Origin of the sequence: Streptomyces sp. NPDC101132, from assembly GCF_044759225.1 — a bacterium.
Lineage (GTDB): Bacteria > Actinomycetota > Actinomycetes > Streptomycetales > Streptomycetaceae > Streptomyces.
On the sequence record NZ_JBIVYX010000002.1, the window covers coordinates 560,025 to 576,507 of the forward strand.

Annotated in this window: 12 protein-coding genes and 1 tRNA gene; 6 read left to right on the plus strand and 7 right to left on the minus strand. The window is 73.3% G+C overall.

Going from position 1 to position 16,483, the window contains the following annotated elements:
- Nucleotides 1-107: 107 nt before the first annotated feature.
- The 3 genes from glmU to ACIQUR_RS06750 form a co-directional block, all read right to left on the minus strand.
- Nucleotides 108-1,553, minus strand: coding sequence for a bifunctional UDP-N-acetylglucosamine diphosphorylase/glucosamine-1-phosphate N-acetyltransferase GlmU (gene glmU, locus ACIQUR_RS06740; RefSeq protein WP_403659351.1), 1,446 nt, complete (start codon nucleotides 1,551-1,553; stop codon nucleotides 108-110).
- Nucleotides 1,554-1,659: 106 nt separating this feature from the next.
- Nucleotides 1,660-1,733: transfer RNA gene (locus ACIQUR_RS06745), tRNA-Gln, on the minus strand.
- A 6-nt stretch (nucleotides 1,734-1,739) separates the two neighbouring features.
- The gene (locus ACIQUR_RS06750; protein ID WP_403659354.1) at nucleotides 1,740-2,432 is read right to left on the minus strand and encodes a hypothetical protein; all 693 of its coding nucleotides are present in this window, start codon (nucleotides 2,430-2,432) and stop codon (nucleotides 1,740-1,742) included.
- A gap of 159 nt (nucleotides 2,433-2,591) precedes the next feature.
- Between ACIQUR_RS06750 and ACIQUR_RS06755 the strand changes: the two genes are divergently transcribed.
- A complete protein-coding gene (locus ACIQUR_RS06755; protein WP_403659357.1) occupies nucleotides 2,592-3,902 on the plus strand; it encodes a sensor histidine kinase in 1,311 nt (436 codons plus the stop codon).
- Nucleotides 3,903-3,919: 17 nt separating this feature from the next.
- Here ACIQUR_RS06755 and ACIQUR_RS06760 read toward each other — a convergent pair whose 3' ends face one another.
- Both ACIQUR_RS06760 and ACIQUR_RS06765 read right to left on the minus strand, forming a co-directional pair.
- Complete coding sequence (locus ACIQUR_RS06760) at nucleotides 3,920-4,426, minus strand: SUKH-3 domain-containing protein (RefSeq protein ID WP_403659360.1); 507 nt, start codon at nucleotides 4,424-4,426, stop codon at nucleotides 3,920-3,922.
- 10 nt (nucleotides 4,427-4,436) lie between these two features.
- Nucleotides 4,437-5,006 (minus strand): YwqJ-related putative deaminase, encoded by a 570-nt coding sequence (locus tag ACIQUR_RS06765; protein ID WP_403659363.1) that lies wholly within the window; start codon nucleotides 5,004-5,006, stop codon nucleotides 4,437-4,439.
- Nucleotides 5,007-5,271: 265 nt separating this feature from the next.
- Between ACIQUR_RS06765 and ACIQUR_RS06770 the strand changes: the two genes are divergently transcribed.
- The 3 genes from ACIQUR_RS06770 to ACIQUR_RS06780 all read left to right on the plus strand — a co-directional run bounded on the left by ACIQUR_RS06770 (nucleotide 5,272) and on the right by ACIQUR_RS06780 (nucleotide 10,151).
- Complete coding sequence (locus ACIQUR_RS06770; RefSeq protein WP_403659367.1) at nucleotides 5,272-6,249, plus strand: SMI1/KNR4 family protein; 978 nt, start codon at nucleotides 5,272-5,274, stop codon at nucleotides 6,247-6,249.
- Nucleotides 6,250-6,257: 8 nt separating this feature from the next.
- Nucleotides 6,258-9,032, plus strand: coding sequence for an SUKH-4 family immunity protein (locus tag ACIQUR_RS06775; RefSeq protein WP_403659370.1), 2,775 nt, complete (start codon nucleotides 6,258-6,260; stop codon nucleotides 9,030-9,032).
- Between the two features lie 231 nt (nucleotides 9,033-9,263).
- Nucleotides 9,264-10,151: a cellulose-binding protein gene (locus ACIQUR_RS06780; RefSeq protein ID WP_403659373.1), complete on the plus strand. Its 888-nt coding sequence runs from the start codon at nucleotides 9,264-9,266 to the stop codon at nucleotides 10,149-10,151.
- A gap of 60 nt (nucleotides 10,152-10,211) precedes the next feature.
- Here the strand turns inward: ACIQUR_RS06780 and ACIQUR_RS06785 are convergent, their stop codons facing one another.
- Together ACIQUR_RS06785 and ACIQUR_RS06790 are read right to left on the minus strand one after the other, a co-directional pair.
- On the minus strand, nucleotides 10,212-11,021 hold the full coding sequence (locus ACIQUR_RS06785; protein WP_403659376.1) for a hypothetical protein: 810 nt from the start codon (nucleotides 11,019-11,021) through the stop codon (nucleotides 10,212-10,214).
- 144 nt (nucleotides 11,022-11,165) lie between these two features.
- On the minus strand, nucleotides 11,166-12,755 hold the full coding sequence (locus ACIQUR_RS06790) for an MFS transporter (RefSeq protein WP_403659379.1): 1,590 nt from the start codon (nucleotides 12,753-12,755) through the stop codon (nucleotides 11,166-11,168).
- A gap of 330 nt (nucleotides 12,756-13,085) precedes the next feature.
- Here ACIQUR_RS06790 and ACIQUR_RS06795 point away from each other — a divergent pair, with 330 nt between their 5' ends.
- Nucleotides 13,086-13,874 (plus strand): ABC transporter ATP-binding protein, encoded by a 789-nt coding sequence (locus tag ACIQUR_RS06795; protein ID WP_403659382.1) that lies wholly within the window; start codon nucleotides 13,086-13,088, stop codon nucleotides 13,872-13,874.
- Nucleotides 13,871-16,444, plus strand: coding sequence for an ABC transporter permease (locus tag ACIQUR_RS06800; RefSeq protein ID WP_403659385.1), 2,574 nt, complete (start codon nucleotides 13,871-13,873; stop codon nucleotides 16,442-16,444). The genes ACIQUR_RS06795 and ACIQUR_RS06800 overlap by 4 nt, the downstream gene beginning before the upstream one ends.
- Nucleotides 16,445-16,483 lie beyond the last annotated feature (39 nt).

Here is a 16,483-nt window from a genome sequence, read left to right on the forward strand (position 1 = left end):
ACGTGTTGAAGCTGCTCGCCCCCGCGCGCGTCCGTCCCGCGCGCGGCAAGCCAGCCGAATTGCGTGCACCTATCACGGTACGCCGACATCGACGTACCCGTTTCCGGTCAGACTTCGCCGACGGGCTCCTCGCCCGCCGACTGAGCCGCCTGCGCGGCCGCGCTGCCCGGACGCTTACGAGCCACCCAGCCCTCGATATTCCGCTGCTGGCCCCGTGCCACGGCCAGTGCGCCGGGCGGCACATCCTTGGTGATGACCGAGCCGGCGGCCGTGTAGGCACCGTCCCCGATCGTGACGGGAGCCACAAACATGTTGTCCGAGCCCGTCTTGCAGTGTGAGCCGACCGTGGTGTGGTGCTTCGCCTCACCGTCGTAGTTCACGAACACGCTCGCCGCGCCGATGTTCGAGTACTCACCGATCGTCGCGTCACCCACGTACGACAGGTGGGGCACCTTCGTACCCTCGCCGATCGTCGCGTTCTTCATCTCCACGTACGTGCCGGCCTTGGCCTTCAGCCCCAGCCGCGTCCCCGGACGCAGGTACGCGTACGGACCCACGCTCGCCGACTCGCCGATCACCGCACGGTCCGCCACCGCGTTGTCCACCCGCGCACCCGGACCCACCTCGGTGTCCTTCAGGCGCGTGTTAGGACCCACCTCGGCGCCCTCCGCCACGTGCGTCGACCCCAGCAGCTGCGTACCCGGGTGGATCACCGCGTCCTGGCCGAAAGTCACCGTCACGTCCACGAACGTGCTGCCCGGATCCACCACGGTCACACCCGCCAGCATCGCCCGCTCCAGCAGGCGCGCGTTCAGCAGCCCACGGGCCTCCGCCAGCTGCACCCGGTTGTTGATCCCCAGGATCTCCCGGTGGTCACCACCGACCGACGCACCCACCCGGTGCCCGGCCGCCCGCAGGATCCCCAGCACGTCCGTGAGGTACTCCTCACCCTGGCTGTTGTCCGTACGGACCTGCCCCAGCGCCTCCGCCAGCAGCTTCCCGTCGAACGCGAACACCCCGGAGTTGATCTCACGGATCGCGCGCTGCTCGTCGCTGGCGTCCTTGTGCTCCACGATCGCCGTGACGGCGCCCGAGGAGTCCCGCACGATCCGCCCGTACCCGGTGGAGTCCGGCACCTCGGCCGTCAGCACCGTCACCGCGTTTCCGTCCGCCGAGTGGGTCGCGGTCAGCGCGGCCAGCGTGTCACCCGTCAGGAGGGGCGTGTCACCGCACACGACGACCACGGTCCCGTCCACCGGACCGCCGAGCGACTCCAGCGCCATCCGGACCGCGTGCCCGGTGCCGTTCTGCTCGTGCTGCACCGCGGTGCGGGTGCCGGCGTAGTGCTCGTCCAGATGGGCGACGACCTGCTCGCGGGCGTGCCCCACGACCACGACCAGATGCTGCGGATCCAGCTCCCGAGCTGCGGAAACCACGTGACCGACGAGCGACCGCCCGCAGATCTCGTGCAGAACCTTGGGAGTGGCCGACTTCATGCGGGTGCCCTCACCCGCTGCGAGTACGACGACGGCTGCCGGGCGATTGGCGCTCACGGGTGTGCCCTTCGGCTTTTCGGGGGTGGACTTCCGAAGGATACCGGGGGGCCACGTCCCGGTAACGAGCACGGGTCCCGACCGGAACGGTCGGGACCCGTGTGCATGGCTCCCGGGGGAGGACTCGAACCCCCATGATCAGAACCAAAATCTGACGTCTTGCCCTTAGACGACCCGGGATGGATGCTATGTCCGATTCCGTTGATCGGCTTCGGATGCAGCCCCTACTATGCCGCACCAGGTCCCCTCGATGCGACGGTAGAGCTCCGCGCTATTGCGCACTTGGATCGTGAGGCATCCGCGGTAGTTCTCCCCCGTGTTCTTGCGGATTGTTTTGGGGTCGTGCCTCTTGATCGCCGTCTTGCCGAGCCTGCTCGTGTCGATGCCGAGGAGGTCCGCCCAGAAACGCTCGGCTGTCGGGATGTCGGCGGTCTCGTGAATCATCACGTAGCAGTTCAGGCGGTCGACCGGCACGCCGACCAGGTTCAACCAGGCGAGGAATGTCCGGATCATGTCCGGGTCGCTGTTGACGAACACCACACGTTCGCGGCGGGCGTGCGGTTTGTCCTTCGTGCCCTCGGCCCAGTACAGCGCGGTGCCCAGGAGTAACAGCTCGCGGTCGGTGATGGTGCCGACTTCCAGGCCTGCGGCCTCTTTCGTGGCGCGGCGCTCGGTGTCGCGCACCGCAAGTTCTCGGTCCCAGCGGGCGCGGGCCGCGCGTTTTCCCTGCTCGATCCGGCGTGGGGGTTTGGGGAGGTCGCGGACCCAGAGGGAGACGGAGCTCTTCGAGCAGCCCAGCTCGTCCGTGATTTCGGTGTAGGTGCGGCCCTGGAGGCGGAGCTCGCGGGCTCGGGTCTGGAGGTCGGTTTTCGCTCGCATGGGTTCACCGTCGTCCGGAATGCGGGATTCAGGGTCCGGAGTGCAGGCGGTTCAGTCGTATGTGCGGTTACCGGAGGTTTGGGGGAATTGGGGCGCGGGGGCGTGTTAGGGCGGGGAATCGGCGGGAGGGGGTGGGTGGGGCGATCGTAGGGTGGCGGTATGACCAGTACGGGGGAGCAGCGGGTGGGGGCCGGGCGGGACGGGCCCTTGTGGTGGGGGCGTCGGCGGAGTGCCGTGCTCGATGTGGGGCTGGCGGTGGCTTCGGCGCTGGAGTGTGCCCTGGAGGGGGTGGGGTTCGCCGGGGAGGCGTCGTTGCCGGTTCCGGTGGGGGTGGTGTTCGGGCTGCTGGTGGGGTCCGTTTTGGTGCTGCGGCGGCGGTGGCCGGTCGCGGTGGTGCTGGTGGCGGTGGCCGTGACGCCGGCGGCGATGGGTTTCCTGCTGGCGGTGGTGGGTCTGTACACGCTGGCGGCGTCGGAGGTGCCCCGGCGGATCACGGCGTTGCTGGCGTCGATGTCGCTGGTGGGGACGTTCCTGGTGACGTACGTGCGGACGCAGGGGGACGTGCAGGCGGACCGGTGGTACGTGCCGGTGGTGTCGGTGTTCATGGCGGTGGCGCTGACGGCGCCGCCGGTGCTGCTGGGTCTGTACATAGGGGCGCGGCGGCGGTTGATGGAGAGCCTGCAGGAGCGGGCGGATTCGCTGGAGCGAGAGCTGTCGCTGCTGGCGGACCGGGCCGAGGAGCGGGCGGAGTGGGCGCGTCAGGAGGAGCGGACGCGGATCGCGCGGGAGATGCACGACGTGGTGGCGCACCGGGTGTCGCTGATGGTGGTGCACGCGGCGGCGCTGGAGGCGGTGGCGGGGAAGGATCCGGCGACGGCGGTGCGGAACGCGGCGCTGGTGGGGGACATGGGCCGGCAGGCGTTGACGGAGTTGCGGGAGATGTTGGGGGTGCTGCGGTCGCCGGTGGTGACGGCGGCCTCGGCGTCGGCGGCTTCCGCGCCTGCCGTGTCGGCGGCCCCGGTGCCGTTGGTGGCGGCGGGGCAGGCGTCCGGGGCTGCGGACGAGGGGCCGTGTCTGGCGGAGCTGGCGGCGCTGGTGGGGCAGTCGCGGGCGGCGGGGATGGTGGTGGAGCTGGATGTGCGGGGTGAGGTGCGCGCGTATCCGCGGGAGGTGGAGCAGACGGCGTACCGGGTGGTGCAGGAGGCGTTGACGAACGTCCACAAGCATGCGCCGGGGGCGCGGGTGGTGGTGCGGCTGGCTCACCGGCAGGGTGAGGTGGCGATGCAGGTGGAGAACGGTCCGTCGGATGCCGGGGTGGCGGGTGCGGGGCTGCCGAGCGGGGGGAACGGGCTGGTGGGGATGCGGGAGCGGGTGCTGGGGCTGGGTGGGGTGTTCGTGTCGGGGCCCACGGAGGCGGGTGGGTTCCGGGTGTCGGCGGTGTTGCCGGATCGGGTGCCGGACGCGTCGTAGGCGTGGTGGGGGTGGTGTCAGCCGGTGGTGAGGCGGACGGGCTGGAGGCCGGTGAGGAGGGTGGTGAGGGCGTCGTCGATTCCGGCGCCGAGGTACCAGTCGCCGGTGTGGTCGATGGAGTAGACGCGGCCTTCGCGGTCGATGGCGAGGTGGGCGCTGCCGTCGTTCTCGTGTCCGAGGGGGGCCACGGTGGTGTCGAGGGCGCGGCCGAGGTCGGCGAAGGTGCGGGCGAGGTGGAGGCCCGTGAGGGGGTCGAGGGTGATGGTGGCGGGGGCTATCTGGCGGCCGGGTGCGGGGGTGCTGACGCGGAGGCCGCCGAATTCGGCCCAGGCTTCGACGGCGGCGGGGAAGACGGTGTGGCGGTGTCCGGCGGGGGTGGTGTGGTCGCGGAGGGCGTCGGCCCAGTACTCGGCCTGCTTGATGTCCCAGCGGCCGGGGCTCCAGCCGGCGGCGCGCAGGGCGGAGTCGACGGTGACCGGGAAGCGGGTCGCCGAGGACCGGTCGTAGGAGGCGGAGGCGGCCATCGGGGCGGGGTCAGCCCTTCTCGTTGTCTTGGGGTGCGGTGAGGTCGACGGGGCGTACGCCGAAGTGGGCGAGGAGCGCGTCGCAGGAGCGGCAGGGGGGTGCGTAGCTGCCGTGGAGGGGGTCGCCGTCTTCGCGGATGCGGCGGGCGGTGACCTTGGCGTGCTTGAGGGAGCGGCGGGCTTCGCTGGGGGAGAGGGGGCGGCGGGAGGCGCGCTTGCTGCGGCCGGCCTCGACGGTGGTGAGGTGGCGGGAGAGCAGGAGCGCCTCGGGACATCGTCCGGTGTGGCGGTCGCGCTGGCCGGTGGTGAGGGTGTCGAGGAAGTCCTGGACGAGGGGGTGGAGTGCGGGGGGCTGGTCGCCCTTGGCGGCGGTGCTGGTGAGGGTTTCGCCGCGTACGGAGAGTGCCGCGGCGATGGTGGGGAGGATGCCGTCGCGGCGGTGCTGGAGGAGGGGGGCGCGGAGGCCGTTCTCGTTGCTCCAGTGGTGGCGGGGGTCGGTGGTGCCGGGACCCGTGCCGGTGCCTTGGTGGGCGGTGGTGCGGCCCGTCGTGTGGGCCGTGGTGTGTGTTGCCGTCTGCATGGTGCTGGTCGTCCCTCCCGTGGCCGCGGCTCGCGCCGCCGTCGCGCACGCCCCCGTGCTGCGGGACAGCCTGCCAAATGTGCGGCGCCCTGCGGAAGCTGGGTCGAATATTCGTATCAATTCGGATGTTCCCGGCGTGCGGCGGGGTGGGTGGTGCTGTTGGTGCGGACGGGGTGGCTCCGCCGCAGGTGCAGGGGAGGGTGTGCCTCTTGCCGTACGGCTTAGGCTGTGCGGAACCAGCCAGATCCAGCAGGGGGCTACCGCCATGACGACAGGTCGGCTCGGGCAGCAGGCCGCGCCACCCAACGCCGCGTACGCCGGGCAGGTCGTGCAGTTTCCGGACCCGGTCCGGCGCTCGCGGCATCCCGAGGGCGTGCGGATGGACGGGGACGGTCACCCCGACTTCTCCCCGTACGCGCGTGCGGCGACGGAGATCGCAGAACCGCCGGAGGGTTTCGGTGTCGACGAACTGCGGCTGACGGACTACGTGTCGGCGAACGCCGCGATGCACGCGTCGGGCCACGAGCTGTGGGACACGGTGCCCGCGGTGGCGACTCCGCACGGCTGGACCTGGCACCACGTGGCGGGGACGCGCCGTCTGGAGCTGGTCCCGGTGGAGGTCAAGGCGCTGCTGCGGCACCACGCGGGGCTCGTGACGGCGGCGGTGGACCACACGAAGCGGGGGACGCGGCCGTTGCAGGAGGTGCGTCCGGTGCACCTGGGGCTGCCGAAGTCGGCGTTGTCGGTGACGGAGCAGCAGGTCCAGGGGGTCGAGGAGGATCTGGGCTACCGGCTGCCGGAGGCGTACCGCTCGTTCCTGAAGGCGGCGGGCGGTTGTGCGCCGGTGGGCGTGGGTCTGGACCCGGAGCTGGGGCTGCTGGTGGACCAGCCGTTCTTCACGGTGCGGGACGAGGCCGCGGTGAACGACCTGGTGTACGTCAACAAGTGTCTGCGGGACCACCTGACGAAGGACTACCTGGCCGTGGCGTTCGCGCAGGGCGGTCTGATCGCGGTGAAGGTGCGGGGCGAGGCGTCGGGGTCGGTGTGGTTCTGCCCGTACGACGACGCGCGTGACCAGGACGGCTGGTCGGTGCAGGAGCGTACGGAGCGGCTGCTGCTGGCGTGCGGTACGGATTTCGACGCGTTCCTGGAGCGGCTCGCGGGCAACCCGCCGGAGCTGGAGACGGTGGCGGGTCTGATGGTGGACGGCGGCTTCGCGCGTGTTGTCCCGGTGGAAGGGTAGTTCCGGCGATGGTGACGTTCGCGCAGGCGCAGGAGCGCGCGGAGGAGTGGGTCAACGGTGACGTGCCCGCGTATCAGCACCGGGAGGTGAGGGTCCGGGAGTTCGGGCTCGGCTTCGTGGTGTGGGCGGAGGACCGTCCCGGGGTGCCGGTGTCCGGTGGTGGCCGTCAGCGGCTGGTGATCGCACGGGACAGCGGTGAGGTGTCGCTGTGGCCGGGGCTGCCGGTGGGTGAGGTGATCCGCCGGTACGAGGAGGAGTACGGGGCCGCGCCGGCGGCGGGGCCGGAGGCTTCGGTGCCGCCGCAGCGGATCGATTCCGAGGCGACGTCGTTCATGCTGAGTCCGCCGGAGTGGCTGCAGGAGGCGGCGGACCGGGCGGGGATCCCGGACAACCGGGCGGGGGCGGCGGGGTCGTCGTCGGCCGGTTCGGGTGCTTCGGGTGCTTCGGGCGGTCCGGGTGGTTCCCCGGCGGCGGCCGGTGCTTCGGCCGCGCCGCCGGTTCCGTCCGGTCCTGCCGGGTCCTCTGGTTCTTCTCGTCCTTCCGTTCCGTCGGTCTGTCCGGCGCCTCCGGTCGCGGAGGAGCCCGGGGTGCCGCCGGTTCCTTCCGCCGCGCCGGGTGCCGGTGACGGTGGTGTGGGCGCCGGTGCCGCCGCTGCCGCGTCCGGGCCCGAGGGCGGGGCGCCCGCCGGGCCGTCCGCCGCTCCGCGGGCCGGTGGCTCGCTGCGGCTGTCGTCCTCGGGTGCCGGGCCGGCGCCGGACGCGCCGCCGGCGGTTCCGCTGCCGGGCACGGTGGTGCTGGGCGCGCTGGGCGGGCCCGGTGGTGACGCGTACGAGCCGACCGCGTCCGAGGGCGTGCCGGCGAACGCCACGCCATGGGCGGGTACGGACGTGAACCCGGGCTCCGACGACGCCTCCGTGCCGCTGCCGGCGACGGTGTTCGCGCCGCCGCTGTCGGGTACGGACGCGGACGACGCTCCCTCGCGCCCCGGTGCCGAGCCGGAGGCGAAGACCACGCTGATGGCGGGCGGCAGCCAGCTGCCGAAGACCGCCGTGGCGCCGGCGATCGACGCGGGTGCGCCGCGTCCCCAGGACATCGCCGACGCGGCCACGAGCAAGGCGCCGGTGAACCCGCCCGCGCCTCCGGTGCCGCCGGGTCCGCCGTCGGCGCCCGCCGGTCCGGGTGCGCCGGGTGCTCCCGGTGCTCCTGGTGCTCCTGGTGCGCCTGGTGGCGACGCGCACCACGCCGCCACGATGCTGGCCGGTCCCGGTGTGGTCCCGCCGCCCGGCCCGCCCGCGCCGCCCGGTGCGCCGGGTGCGCCCGGCGTCCCCGCGCCCCCCGGTCCGCCGGCGCCCCCCGGTGCTCCCGGTGCGCCCGGCGGTGACGCGCACCACGCGGCGACCATGCTGGCCGGTCCCGGTGTCGTACCCCCGCCGGCTCCGCCCGGTGCCCCCGGTGCGCCCGGCGGTGACGCGCACCACGCGGCGACGATGCTGGCGGGTCCCGGTGTCGTACCGCCGCCGGGTCCGCCGGCTCCGCCCGGTGCTCCCGGTGCGCCCGGCGGTGACGCGCACCACGCGGCCACGATGCTGGCCGGCCCCGGTGTCGTACCCCCGCCCGGTCCGCCGGCCGCTCCGGGAGCTCCGGGTGCGCCCGGTGGCCCCGGCACGCCGCCCGGTGGTGTGCACCACGCGGCGACGATGCTGGCGGGTCCCGGTGTCGTACCGCCGCCCGGGCAGCCGGGAGCGCCGCTGGGCCAGCCCCCGGCCGGGCAGCCCCCGCAGGCCCCGCCGCCGGCTCCCGGTGTGCCCGTGGTGGGCCCTGGCTACCAGGCGGTGCTGCGCTACCGCGCGCCCGACGGTTCCGAGCAGCAGCTGATCCGGCGTTCGGCGCCGGGTACGCCGCACCCGGAGTGGCAGATCCTGCACGAGCTGCGGGCGATGAACGTGCCGCCGCAGCAGGTGCTGGAGCTGCACACGGAGCTGGAGTCCTGTGAACTGCCGGGCGGTTACTGCGCCCGGATGATCCGGGAGACCTGGCCGCAGGTGCGGATCACCAGCGTGGCGCCGTACGGCAAGGACCACGCGGGCCGGCAGGCCGGCATGCACCACCTGCTCACCCACCAGGGGGAGCTGCACCAGGTGGCGGACGGTCCGGCGCGCCCGGCGCCGCAGCGGGCCCCGCTGCCGCCGGGGATCCAGACGCTGCCCGCGATCCCGATGGAGGCCATCGGGCAGGAGCTGGCGGGCGTGTTCGGCCCGCAGGGCGTGTTCCGCTTCGAGCCGGCCGCGGTGTCGCGGCAGGGCGTGCCGGAGGTCGTGGCGCAGACGCTGGTGATGGCGGGTCTGCCGGTGGACTTCGGGCCGTTCTTCTGGGCGCAGGCGGTGCCCGGGCAGCCGGTGCCGACGCTGGCGGAGCTGGCGGCGCAGCGCGGGGTGCCGGCGGCCTCGGACGCGGCCTCGTACCTGGTGGTCGGCAGTGACTTCGGCAAGGCGCTGTGCGTGCAGTACGGGACGGCGAACATAGTGGCGGTGCCGGTCGAGGCCGGTCCCGGCGGTGCGCCGGTGCCTCCGCAGTTCGTGAACTCCAGCCTGCCGCAGTTCGCGCGGTCGCTGGCGATGCTGGGTCACATGTGGCGGTTGCGGATGCACCTGACGCCCGAGCAGGCGGGGCGCTGGACGGTGGACTTCCAGGCGCAGCTGGCGGCGCTGGACGGGGCGGCGCTGGCGTCGCCGGAGAGCTGGTGGTCGGTGCTGCTGGAGCAGATGTGGGACGGCTTGCTCTGATCGGCTGAGTGCCCGGTGACGGCCGGGGCGGGATCCTCACGGATCGCGCCCCGGCCGTCCGTTTTTCGGACTGTCCACCTGCTGTCGGCACGGCGAATTCCGGCTTCTGGCGTCAAATGACGCATCCTTGACCGGGAGAGGTGGGCGGAGTGTCGCGTTATGAGCGGATCTCCGCACTGCGTGAGAGCCGTGCCCGAGCGGCCTCCGATTCGTCCGAGAGGGGCTTCCGTCATGAGCGCAGCCGTGTCAGCGCAGGGTTTCGCGACCGTACGCGGCCGCGGCTACCGGGTGGAGCAGGTCGACCGCTACGTGGCCCGGCTCGGCGCGAGCCGGGACGAGGCGTGGGAGCGGGCGGCGCGGCTGACGGTGCTGGCGCGGGAGATGGAGGAGGACGCGGAGCGGCTGCGGGCCGCGGTGGAGCGGCTGGCTCCGCAGACGTACGACGAGCTGAGCGAGCGGGCGCGGCGGATCCTGGCCCTGGTGGAGGAGGAGGCCGCGGAGGTGCGGGCGGCCGCGCGGGAGGACGCGGAGGCGCTGCGGGACGCGGCGCAGGCGTACGCGGAGCGGGTGGCCGGGCTGGCGGAGCAGGACGCGGAGGCGGTGCGGGAGCAGACGGGGGTGCGGGCCCGGCAGGCGCTGCTGAGCGCGCAGCGGACGGCCGACGAGGTGCGGGGCGCGGCGCGGGAGGAGGCGGAGGCCCGGCGCCGGGAGTCCGCGGAGGCGCTGGCGGAGATGCGGCGGCGGGCGGACGCGGTGCTGGCGGAGCAGGAGGGGGAGCAGGCGGAGCGGTGGGAGGCCGCGGAACGGGCGCTGCTGGAGCGGGAGGCGGAGCTGGAGGCGCGGCACGCGGAGCTCGCGGCGTACGCGGAGGGCCGGCTGGCGGAGGCGAGGCGGGCGTACGCGGAGGCGGAGGAGACGGCCCGGCACGGGCAGGAGGACGCGGAGGCGCGGGCGGCGGAGCTGCTGGCGCAGGCGCGGGCGCGGGAGGAGCGGATCGGGCGGGAGACGGACCGGCTGCTGCGGGAGCACACGGAGTGCCAGGAGGAGATGCGGGCCCACATGACGCACGTCCGCAACAGCCTGGCCACCCTCACGGGCCGGGCCCCGGCCGAGGGCTGATCCCCGGGCCGGGGCCGGTCCCCGGCTGCCGGGGACCGTTGCCGGCTGCCGCGCCGGGTGTCAGGAGGTCGGGGGGTACGGGAAGGGCTCGCTGCGCAGGCCCGTCGGGGTGGTGACCACCAGGGTGGTGGGGGTTTCCGTGCGGGGGGCGGGCAGCAGGAGGCGGCCGTTCTCCAGGTGGGCCGGGACGGGCTCGCCGGTGCCGACGGAGACCTGGGCGTGTTCGGGGAAGCCGCCGCCCTCGATGACCAGGGACTCGCCCTGCCGGCTGATGCCGGTGACCACCGGGTTGGGCCGGGGCGTGGCCTTGTTGGCCAGGTAGGCGGCGGCGGGGGCGGCCGTGAGGAGCCAGATCTCGTCGGGCAGCCGGGGCAGGCCGGGGGCGACGTCCATGGCGAAGAGCACCACCACGTACAGCATGGCGACCGCGTTGAAGAGCACGTACTGGAGGTCCAGCAGGTCGGGGCGGCCGGCGTCGTTGCTGATCGCCTCCCGGAAGCGGGCGGGCGCCCCGCTGGGTGCCTTGGTCATGCTGCCGGACTTCAGGCGGCCGCCGACCACCGCCTTGGCGGCGATCATGGCGACGAACGGGCCGCCGAGCAGCTCCAGGTAGGTGGGGCTCAGCGCGGCGAGCGGGCCGGTGCCGGCGGCGCCGGGCGGGGTGAAGTACGCCAGGCCCCTGCCGGTGGCGACCGCGTAGCCGAGCAGGACCAGCAGCATCCAGACCAGGATCGCGGTCCAGGCGAAGGCCAGGGTCAGGGAGGTGGAGACGCGGCCGTCCCGGCCGGTCACCACCGCGGGCCGCCGCCACACGACGAGCGCCGTGCCGGCGAGCGCCAGCGCGCCCAGCACGGTAATGATCAGCTTCACGGTCAACCCCCCGATTCCTTACGGGTGATGGTGTACCCCGCAAAGGTGACGGCCGCCAGGTTACGCCCCGTTCGGCGTGGCGCGGCACGGTGTCCGTGCGGCCGGCTCCGCTCCCGTGCCCGCCGGGAACTCCCGGAGCAGGGCCTATTCCTGGCGGAGTTCGGGGAGGACGGGGAAGCGGCGCGGGGCCACCAGCAGCAGGATCAGCAGGGCTGCCACGGCGGCCGCGGCGGCGCCGAGGTGGACGTGCTCCACGGCGACGGCGACGGAGTCGCGCAGGTAGGCGGCGGCGTCGGCCGGGAGGGCGTCGGGGCGGGTCAGCGCCTGGGCGGCCCCGTCGAGGTCCGCGGGCAGCCCGGGTACGGGGGCTCCGGCGAGCCGGGCGGCGATGGTGGCGTTGGCGACCGCGCCGAACAGGGCGGCGCCGACGCTCTGGCCGACCTGGCGGCAGAACAGCACGGAGGCGGTGGTCGTGCCGCGCTCGGCCCAGCCGACGGTGGACTGCACGCCGACCATCAGCGGCAGCTGGAAGAGCCCGAGGGCACCCCCGAGCAGCAGCATGATCAGTGCGGGCTGCCAGGGCTCGGCGGGGTGCGGCAGGAGCAGGAAGGACGACAGGATCAGGGCGGCCAGGGCGACGCCCAGGGCGGCGGTGTTGCGGAAGCCGATGCGCCGGTACACGTGCTGGCTGAGGGCTGCGGTGATGGGCCAGCTGAGGGTCATCACGGACATCACGAGGCCGGCGGCGATGGGGTCGAGCCCGAGCGCGGACTGGGCGTAGGTGGGTACGAAGACCATCGGCGCCACCATCAGCAGGCCGAGGGCGCCCATGGCGAGGTTGACGGCGGCGATGGTGCGGCGGCGCCAGACCCAGCCGGGCAGGATCGGTTCGGCGGCCCGCCGTTCGACGTACACGGTGACGGCGGCGAGGACGGCGCTGCCGCCGAACAGGGCGAGGGAGGGCGCGGACAGCCAGGGCCAGGCGACGCCGCCCTGGACCAGGGCGGTCAGCAGCAGCCCGCCGCAGGCGAAGACGGCGAGGGCACCGGCCCAGTCGACGCGGGGGCGGGGGCCGGCGGGGCGGGCGGGCTCGTGGAGGCGGCGGGCGCAGAGCCAGACGGCGAGCGCGCCGACCGGCAGGTTGATCAGGAAGATCCAGCGCCAGTCGGTGTAGGCGGCGAGCAGGCCGCCGACGGCGGGGCCGGCGACGGCGGAGGTGGCCCACACGGTGGAGAGGCGGGCCTGGATCCTCGGGCGTTCCCTGAGCGGGTAGAGATCGGCGGCCAGGGTCTGGACGGTGCCCTGGATGGCGCCGCCGCCCAGGCCCTGGACGACCCGGAAGGCGATCAGGGCGGCCATGTTCCAGGCGGCGGCGCAGAGCAGGGAGCCGACGAGGAAGAGGGCCATGCCGCCGATGAGTACGGGCTTGCGGCCGTAGGTGTCGGCGAGCTTGCCGTAGACGGGGAGGGTGACGGTGACGGCGAGGAGGTAGCCGGAGAAGAGCCAGGAGAAGACGGAGAAGCCGCCGAGGTCGCCGACGATCTGGGGAACGGCGGTGGCCACGATGGTCCCGTCCATGGCGACCAGCGCCATGGCGAGCACCAGCGCCGCCACGGGCCTGCGGCCGGGCTGCTGCCGGGGCCCGTCCCCCGCACCGGACGCCGTACCGACGGCGGGACCACGCGCTCCCGCGTCCCCGGCACTCGCGTCGCCCGGTCTCTTCCCGCCGCCCACCTAGATCCTTTCACCGTGCATCTATCTGCCGTCCCACACCTTCTCATCACCGCACCGGGGCGGGGAATCCCTGAGGGCCTCTCCGTCTCAGGGCGGATGTCCCCTAGGGGGACCTCCGTACTCCGAGCCAGGGGCCGTTCGTCCCGACGGAGGACGAGCGCCGCGGATCCGCGTCCTTAACTGGTTCCTACGAGGGGATCGCGCCACCAGGGGGGTGGGGCTAGCCCCCGGGTGAAGACGCCGAAGGGCACCAGCGCGCGGGACACGCGCCGCGGAACAGACTCGTACGACCGGCCGGGAGCCGGCGGGAATCGACTGAGGAGAAGAACCGTGACAACGGCTGTGACCAATCCCAGGCACGGGGGTACGGGCGGGCTCGCGGCCGTCGCGGCACGGGCGCGGCAGGTCGTGAAGGCGTACGGCACGGGCGAGACCCGGGTCGTCGCGCTGGACCACGTCGACGTGGACATCGCCCGCGGCCAGTTCACCGCGATCATGGGCCCGTCGGGCTCGGGCAAGTCCACCCTGATGCACTGCCTCGCCGGCCTCGACACGGTGACCAGCGGTCAGATCTTCCTCCAGGACACCGAGATCACCGGCCTGAAGGACAAGAAGCTGACCCAGCTGCGCCGGGACCGCATCGGGTTCATCTTCCAGGCGTTCAACCTGCTGCCGACGCTCAACGCCATCGAGAACATCACGCTCCCGATGGACATCGCCGGCCGCCGGCCGGACGGGGAGTGGCTCCGGCGGGTCGTGGAGACCGTCGGCCTGGCCGACCGGCTCCGGCACCGGCCCACCCAGCTCTCCGGCGGCCAGCAGCAGCGCGTCGCGGTCGCCCGCGCCCTGGCCGCCCGTCCCGAGATCATCTTCGGTGACGAGCCCACCGGAAACCTGGACTCCCGGGCCGGCGCCGAGGTGCTCGGCTTCCTGCGCCGCTCCGTCGACGAGCTGGGCCAGACCATCGTGATGGTCACCCACGACCCGGTCGCCGCCTCCTACGCCGACCGCGTCCTCTACCTCGCCGACGGCCGGATCGTGGACGAGATGTTCAACCCCACCGCCGACCAGGTGCTCGACCGCATGAAGGACTTCGACGCGCGCGGGCGGACGTCATGACCGTGCTCAAGACCTCGATGCGCAACTTCCTCGCGCACAAGGGGCGGATGGCGCTCTCCGCCGTCGCCGTGCTCCTCTCGGTCGCCTTCGTCTGCGGCACGCTGGTGTTCACCGACACCATGAACACCACCTTCGACAAGCTCTTCGCGGTCAGCGCCGCCGACGTCACCGTCAGCCCGAAGAACGCCGAGGGCGGGGAGGAGACCCCGCAGCGCGGCAAGCCCGAGACCCTGCCCGCCTCCGTCGTGGAGCGGGCGGCCAGGGCGCGGGGCGCCGCGTCCGCGGAGGGCGTCGTCTTCTCCACCGCGGTGACCGTCGTCAACGCGGAGAACGAGAACATGGGGTCCACCACCGGGGCCCCCACCATCGCCGCCGGCTGGAACTCCAACGAACTGCGTTCCATGGAGATCACCTCCGGCAACGCCCCGCGCGGCCCCACCCAGGTGATGGTCGACGCCGACACCGCCGACAAGCACGGCCTCGGGATCGGGGACGAGCTGCGCACCATCGCCGTCACCGGCGACGTCCGCGCGAAGATCTCCGGCATCGTCTCCTTCAAGGTGACCAACCCCGGTGCGGCCGTGGTCTACTTCGACACCCCCACCGCCCAGCGGGCCCTGCTCGGCAGGACCGGTGAGTTCACCCACGTCAACCTCGTCGCGAAGGACGGCGTCTCCGACGAGCAGCTGAAGCAGGCCGTCGCCGCCGAACTCGGCTCCGGCTACAAGCTGCTGACCGCCCAGGAGTCGGCGGACGAGGGCCGTGAGGACATCGGCTCCTTCCTCGACGTCATGAAGTACGTGATGCTCGGCTTCGCCGGCATCGCCTTCCTCGTCGGCATCTTCCTGATCTTCAACACCTTCTCCATGCTGGTCGCCCAGCGGACCCGCGAGATCGGCCTGATGCGCGCCATCGGCGCCGGCCGCGAGCAGGTCAACCGCTCCGTCCTGGTCGAGGCCCTGCTCCTCGGCGTCGTCGGCTCGGTCCTCGGCGTCGGCGCGGGCGTCGGCCTGGCCATCGGCCTCATGAAGCTCATGGGCCAGATGGGCATGAACCTCTCCACCGACGACCTGACCGTCCTGTGGACCACCCCGGCCGTCGGCATGTTCCTCGGCATCGTCGTCACCGTCGTCGCCGCGTACGTGCCCGCCCGCCGGGCCGGCAAGGTCTCCCCGATGGCCGCGCTGCGCGACGCCGGCACCCCCATGGACCGCAAGGCCGGCGTGGTGCGCGCCGTCCTCGGCCTGCTCCTGACCGGCGCCGGTGCCGCCGCCCTGTACCTGACCGCCACCGCCGACGCGGCCGGCAAGGGCTCGCTGTGGCTGGGCCTGGGCGTGGTGCTGACCCTGATCGGGTTCATCGTGATCGGTCCGCTGCTGGCGGGCGGCGTGGTCAAGGTGCTCTCCGGCGTCGTCCTGCGGCCCTTCGGCTCCGTCGGCCGGCTCGCCGAGCGCAACGCCCTGCGCAACCCGCGCCGCACCGGCGCCACCGGCGCCGCCCTGATGATCGGCCTGGCCCTGGTGGCCTGCCTGTCGGTGGTCGGCTCCTCGATGGTGGCCTCGGCCACCGAGGAACTCGACCGCTCCGTCGGCGCCGACTACATCGTCTCCTCGCAGACCGGCCAGCCGGTGATGCCGCAGACCGAGGCCGCCATGCGCAAGGTCGAGGGCCTGGCCCACGTCACCGCGTACCGCGGCGTCGACGCCGCGGTCACCTCGCCCGACGGCAAGACCGTCAAGGAGAGCCTCAGCGCCACGGACCCGACCTACGCCGAGGACGTCCGCCGCGAGATGGTCGCAGGCCAGCACGCCGACGCCTACGGCAAGGACGCCATCGCCGTCGGATCGCTCTACGCCGACGCGCACGGGGTCAAGGTCGGGGACCGGCTGAAGGTCGCCTTCGACGGCGGCCGGACCGCCTCCCTGCGGGTCGCCGCCATCGCCTCCGACAGCGGCAACCTGGACAAGGGCGTCATGTACGTGGCCACCGCCACCGCCGAGCGCTACCTGCCCGCCGACCGGATGCCCCGCCCCTTCATGCTGCTCGCCAAGGCGGAGGACGGCACCGCCGACGCCACGTACGAGCAGCTCAAGACGGCCCTGGCCGCCTACCCGCAGTACAAGGTGCTCGACCAGGCCGACTACAAGCAGGACCTGAAGGACCAGGTCGGCCAGCTGCTCAACATGGTCTACGGCCTGCTGGCCCTCGCGATCATCGTCGCGGTGCTGGGCGTGGTGAACACCCTGGCCCTGTCGGTGGTGGAGCGGACCCGCGAGATCGGCCTGATGCGCGCCATCGGCCTCTCCCGCCGCCAGCTGCGCCGCATGATCCGCCTGGAGTCGGTGGTCATCGCCCTCTTCGGCGCCCTGCTGGGCCTCGGACTGGGCATGGGCTGGGGCGCCGCCGCGCAGAAGCTGCTCGCGCTGGAGGGGCTGAACGTGCTGGAGATCCCCTGGCCGACCATCCTCACCGTGTTCGTCGGCTCGGCCTTCGTCGGCCTGGTCGCGGCGCTGGTCCCGGCCTTCCGGGCCGGGCGGATGAACGTACTGAACGCCATCGCGAGCGAGTAGCGGCGCCGGAACGCGTCCGCACGAGGGGCCCCGCGCCCG

What these genes read in the sequence shown, in the direction of transcription:
- ACIQUR_RS06780 (WP_403659373.1), top strand. Translation starts at nt 9,264, where the DNA reads ATGAGCGCAGCCGTGTCAGCGCAGGGTTTCGCGACCGTACGCGGCCGC.
- ACIQUR_RS06760 (WP_403659360.1), bottom strand. Translation starts at nt 4,426, where the DNA reads ATGGCCGCCTCCGCCTCCTACGACCGGTCCTCGGCGACCCGCTTCCCG.
- ACIQUR_RS06775 (WP_403659370.1), top strand. Translation starts at nt 6,258, where the DNA reads ATGGTGACGTTCGCGCAGGCGCAGGAGCGCGCGGAGGAGTGGGTCAAC.
- ACIQUR_RS06765 (WP_403659363.1), bottom strand. Translation starts at nt 5,006, where the DNA reads ATGCAGACGGCAACACACACCACGGCCCACACGACGGGCCGCACCACC.
- ACIQUR_RS06750 (WP_403659354.1), bottom strand. Translation starts at nt 2,432, where the DNA reads ATGCGAGCGAAAACCGACCTCCAGACCCGAGCCCGCGAGCTCCGCCTC.
- ACIQUR_RS06770 (WP_403659367.1), top strand. Translation starts at nt 5,272, where the DNA reads ATGACGACAGGTCGGCTCGGGCAGCAGGCCGCGCCACCCAACGCCGCG.
- ACIQUR_RS06800 (WP_403659385.1), top strand. Translation starts at nt 13,871, where the DNA reads ATGACCGTGCTCAAGACCTCGATGCGCAACTTCCTCGCGCACAAGGGG.
- ACIQUR_RS06755 (WP_403659357.1), top strand. Translation starts at nt 2,592, where the DNA reads ATGACCAGTACGGGGGAGCAGCGGGTGGGGGCCGGGCGGGACGGGCCC.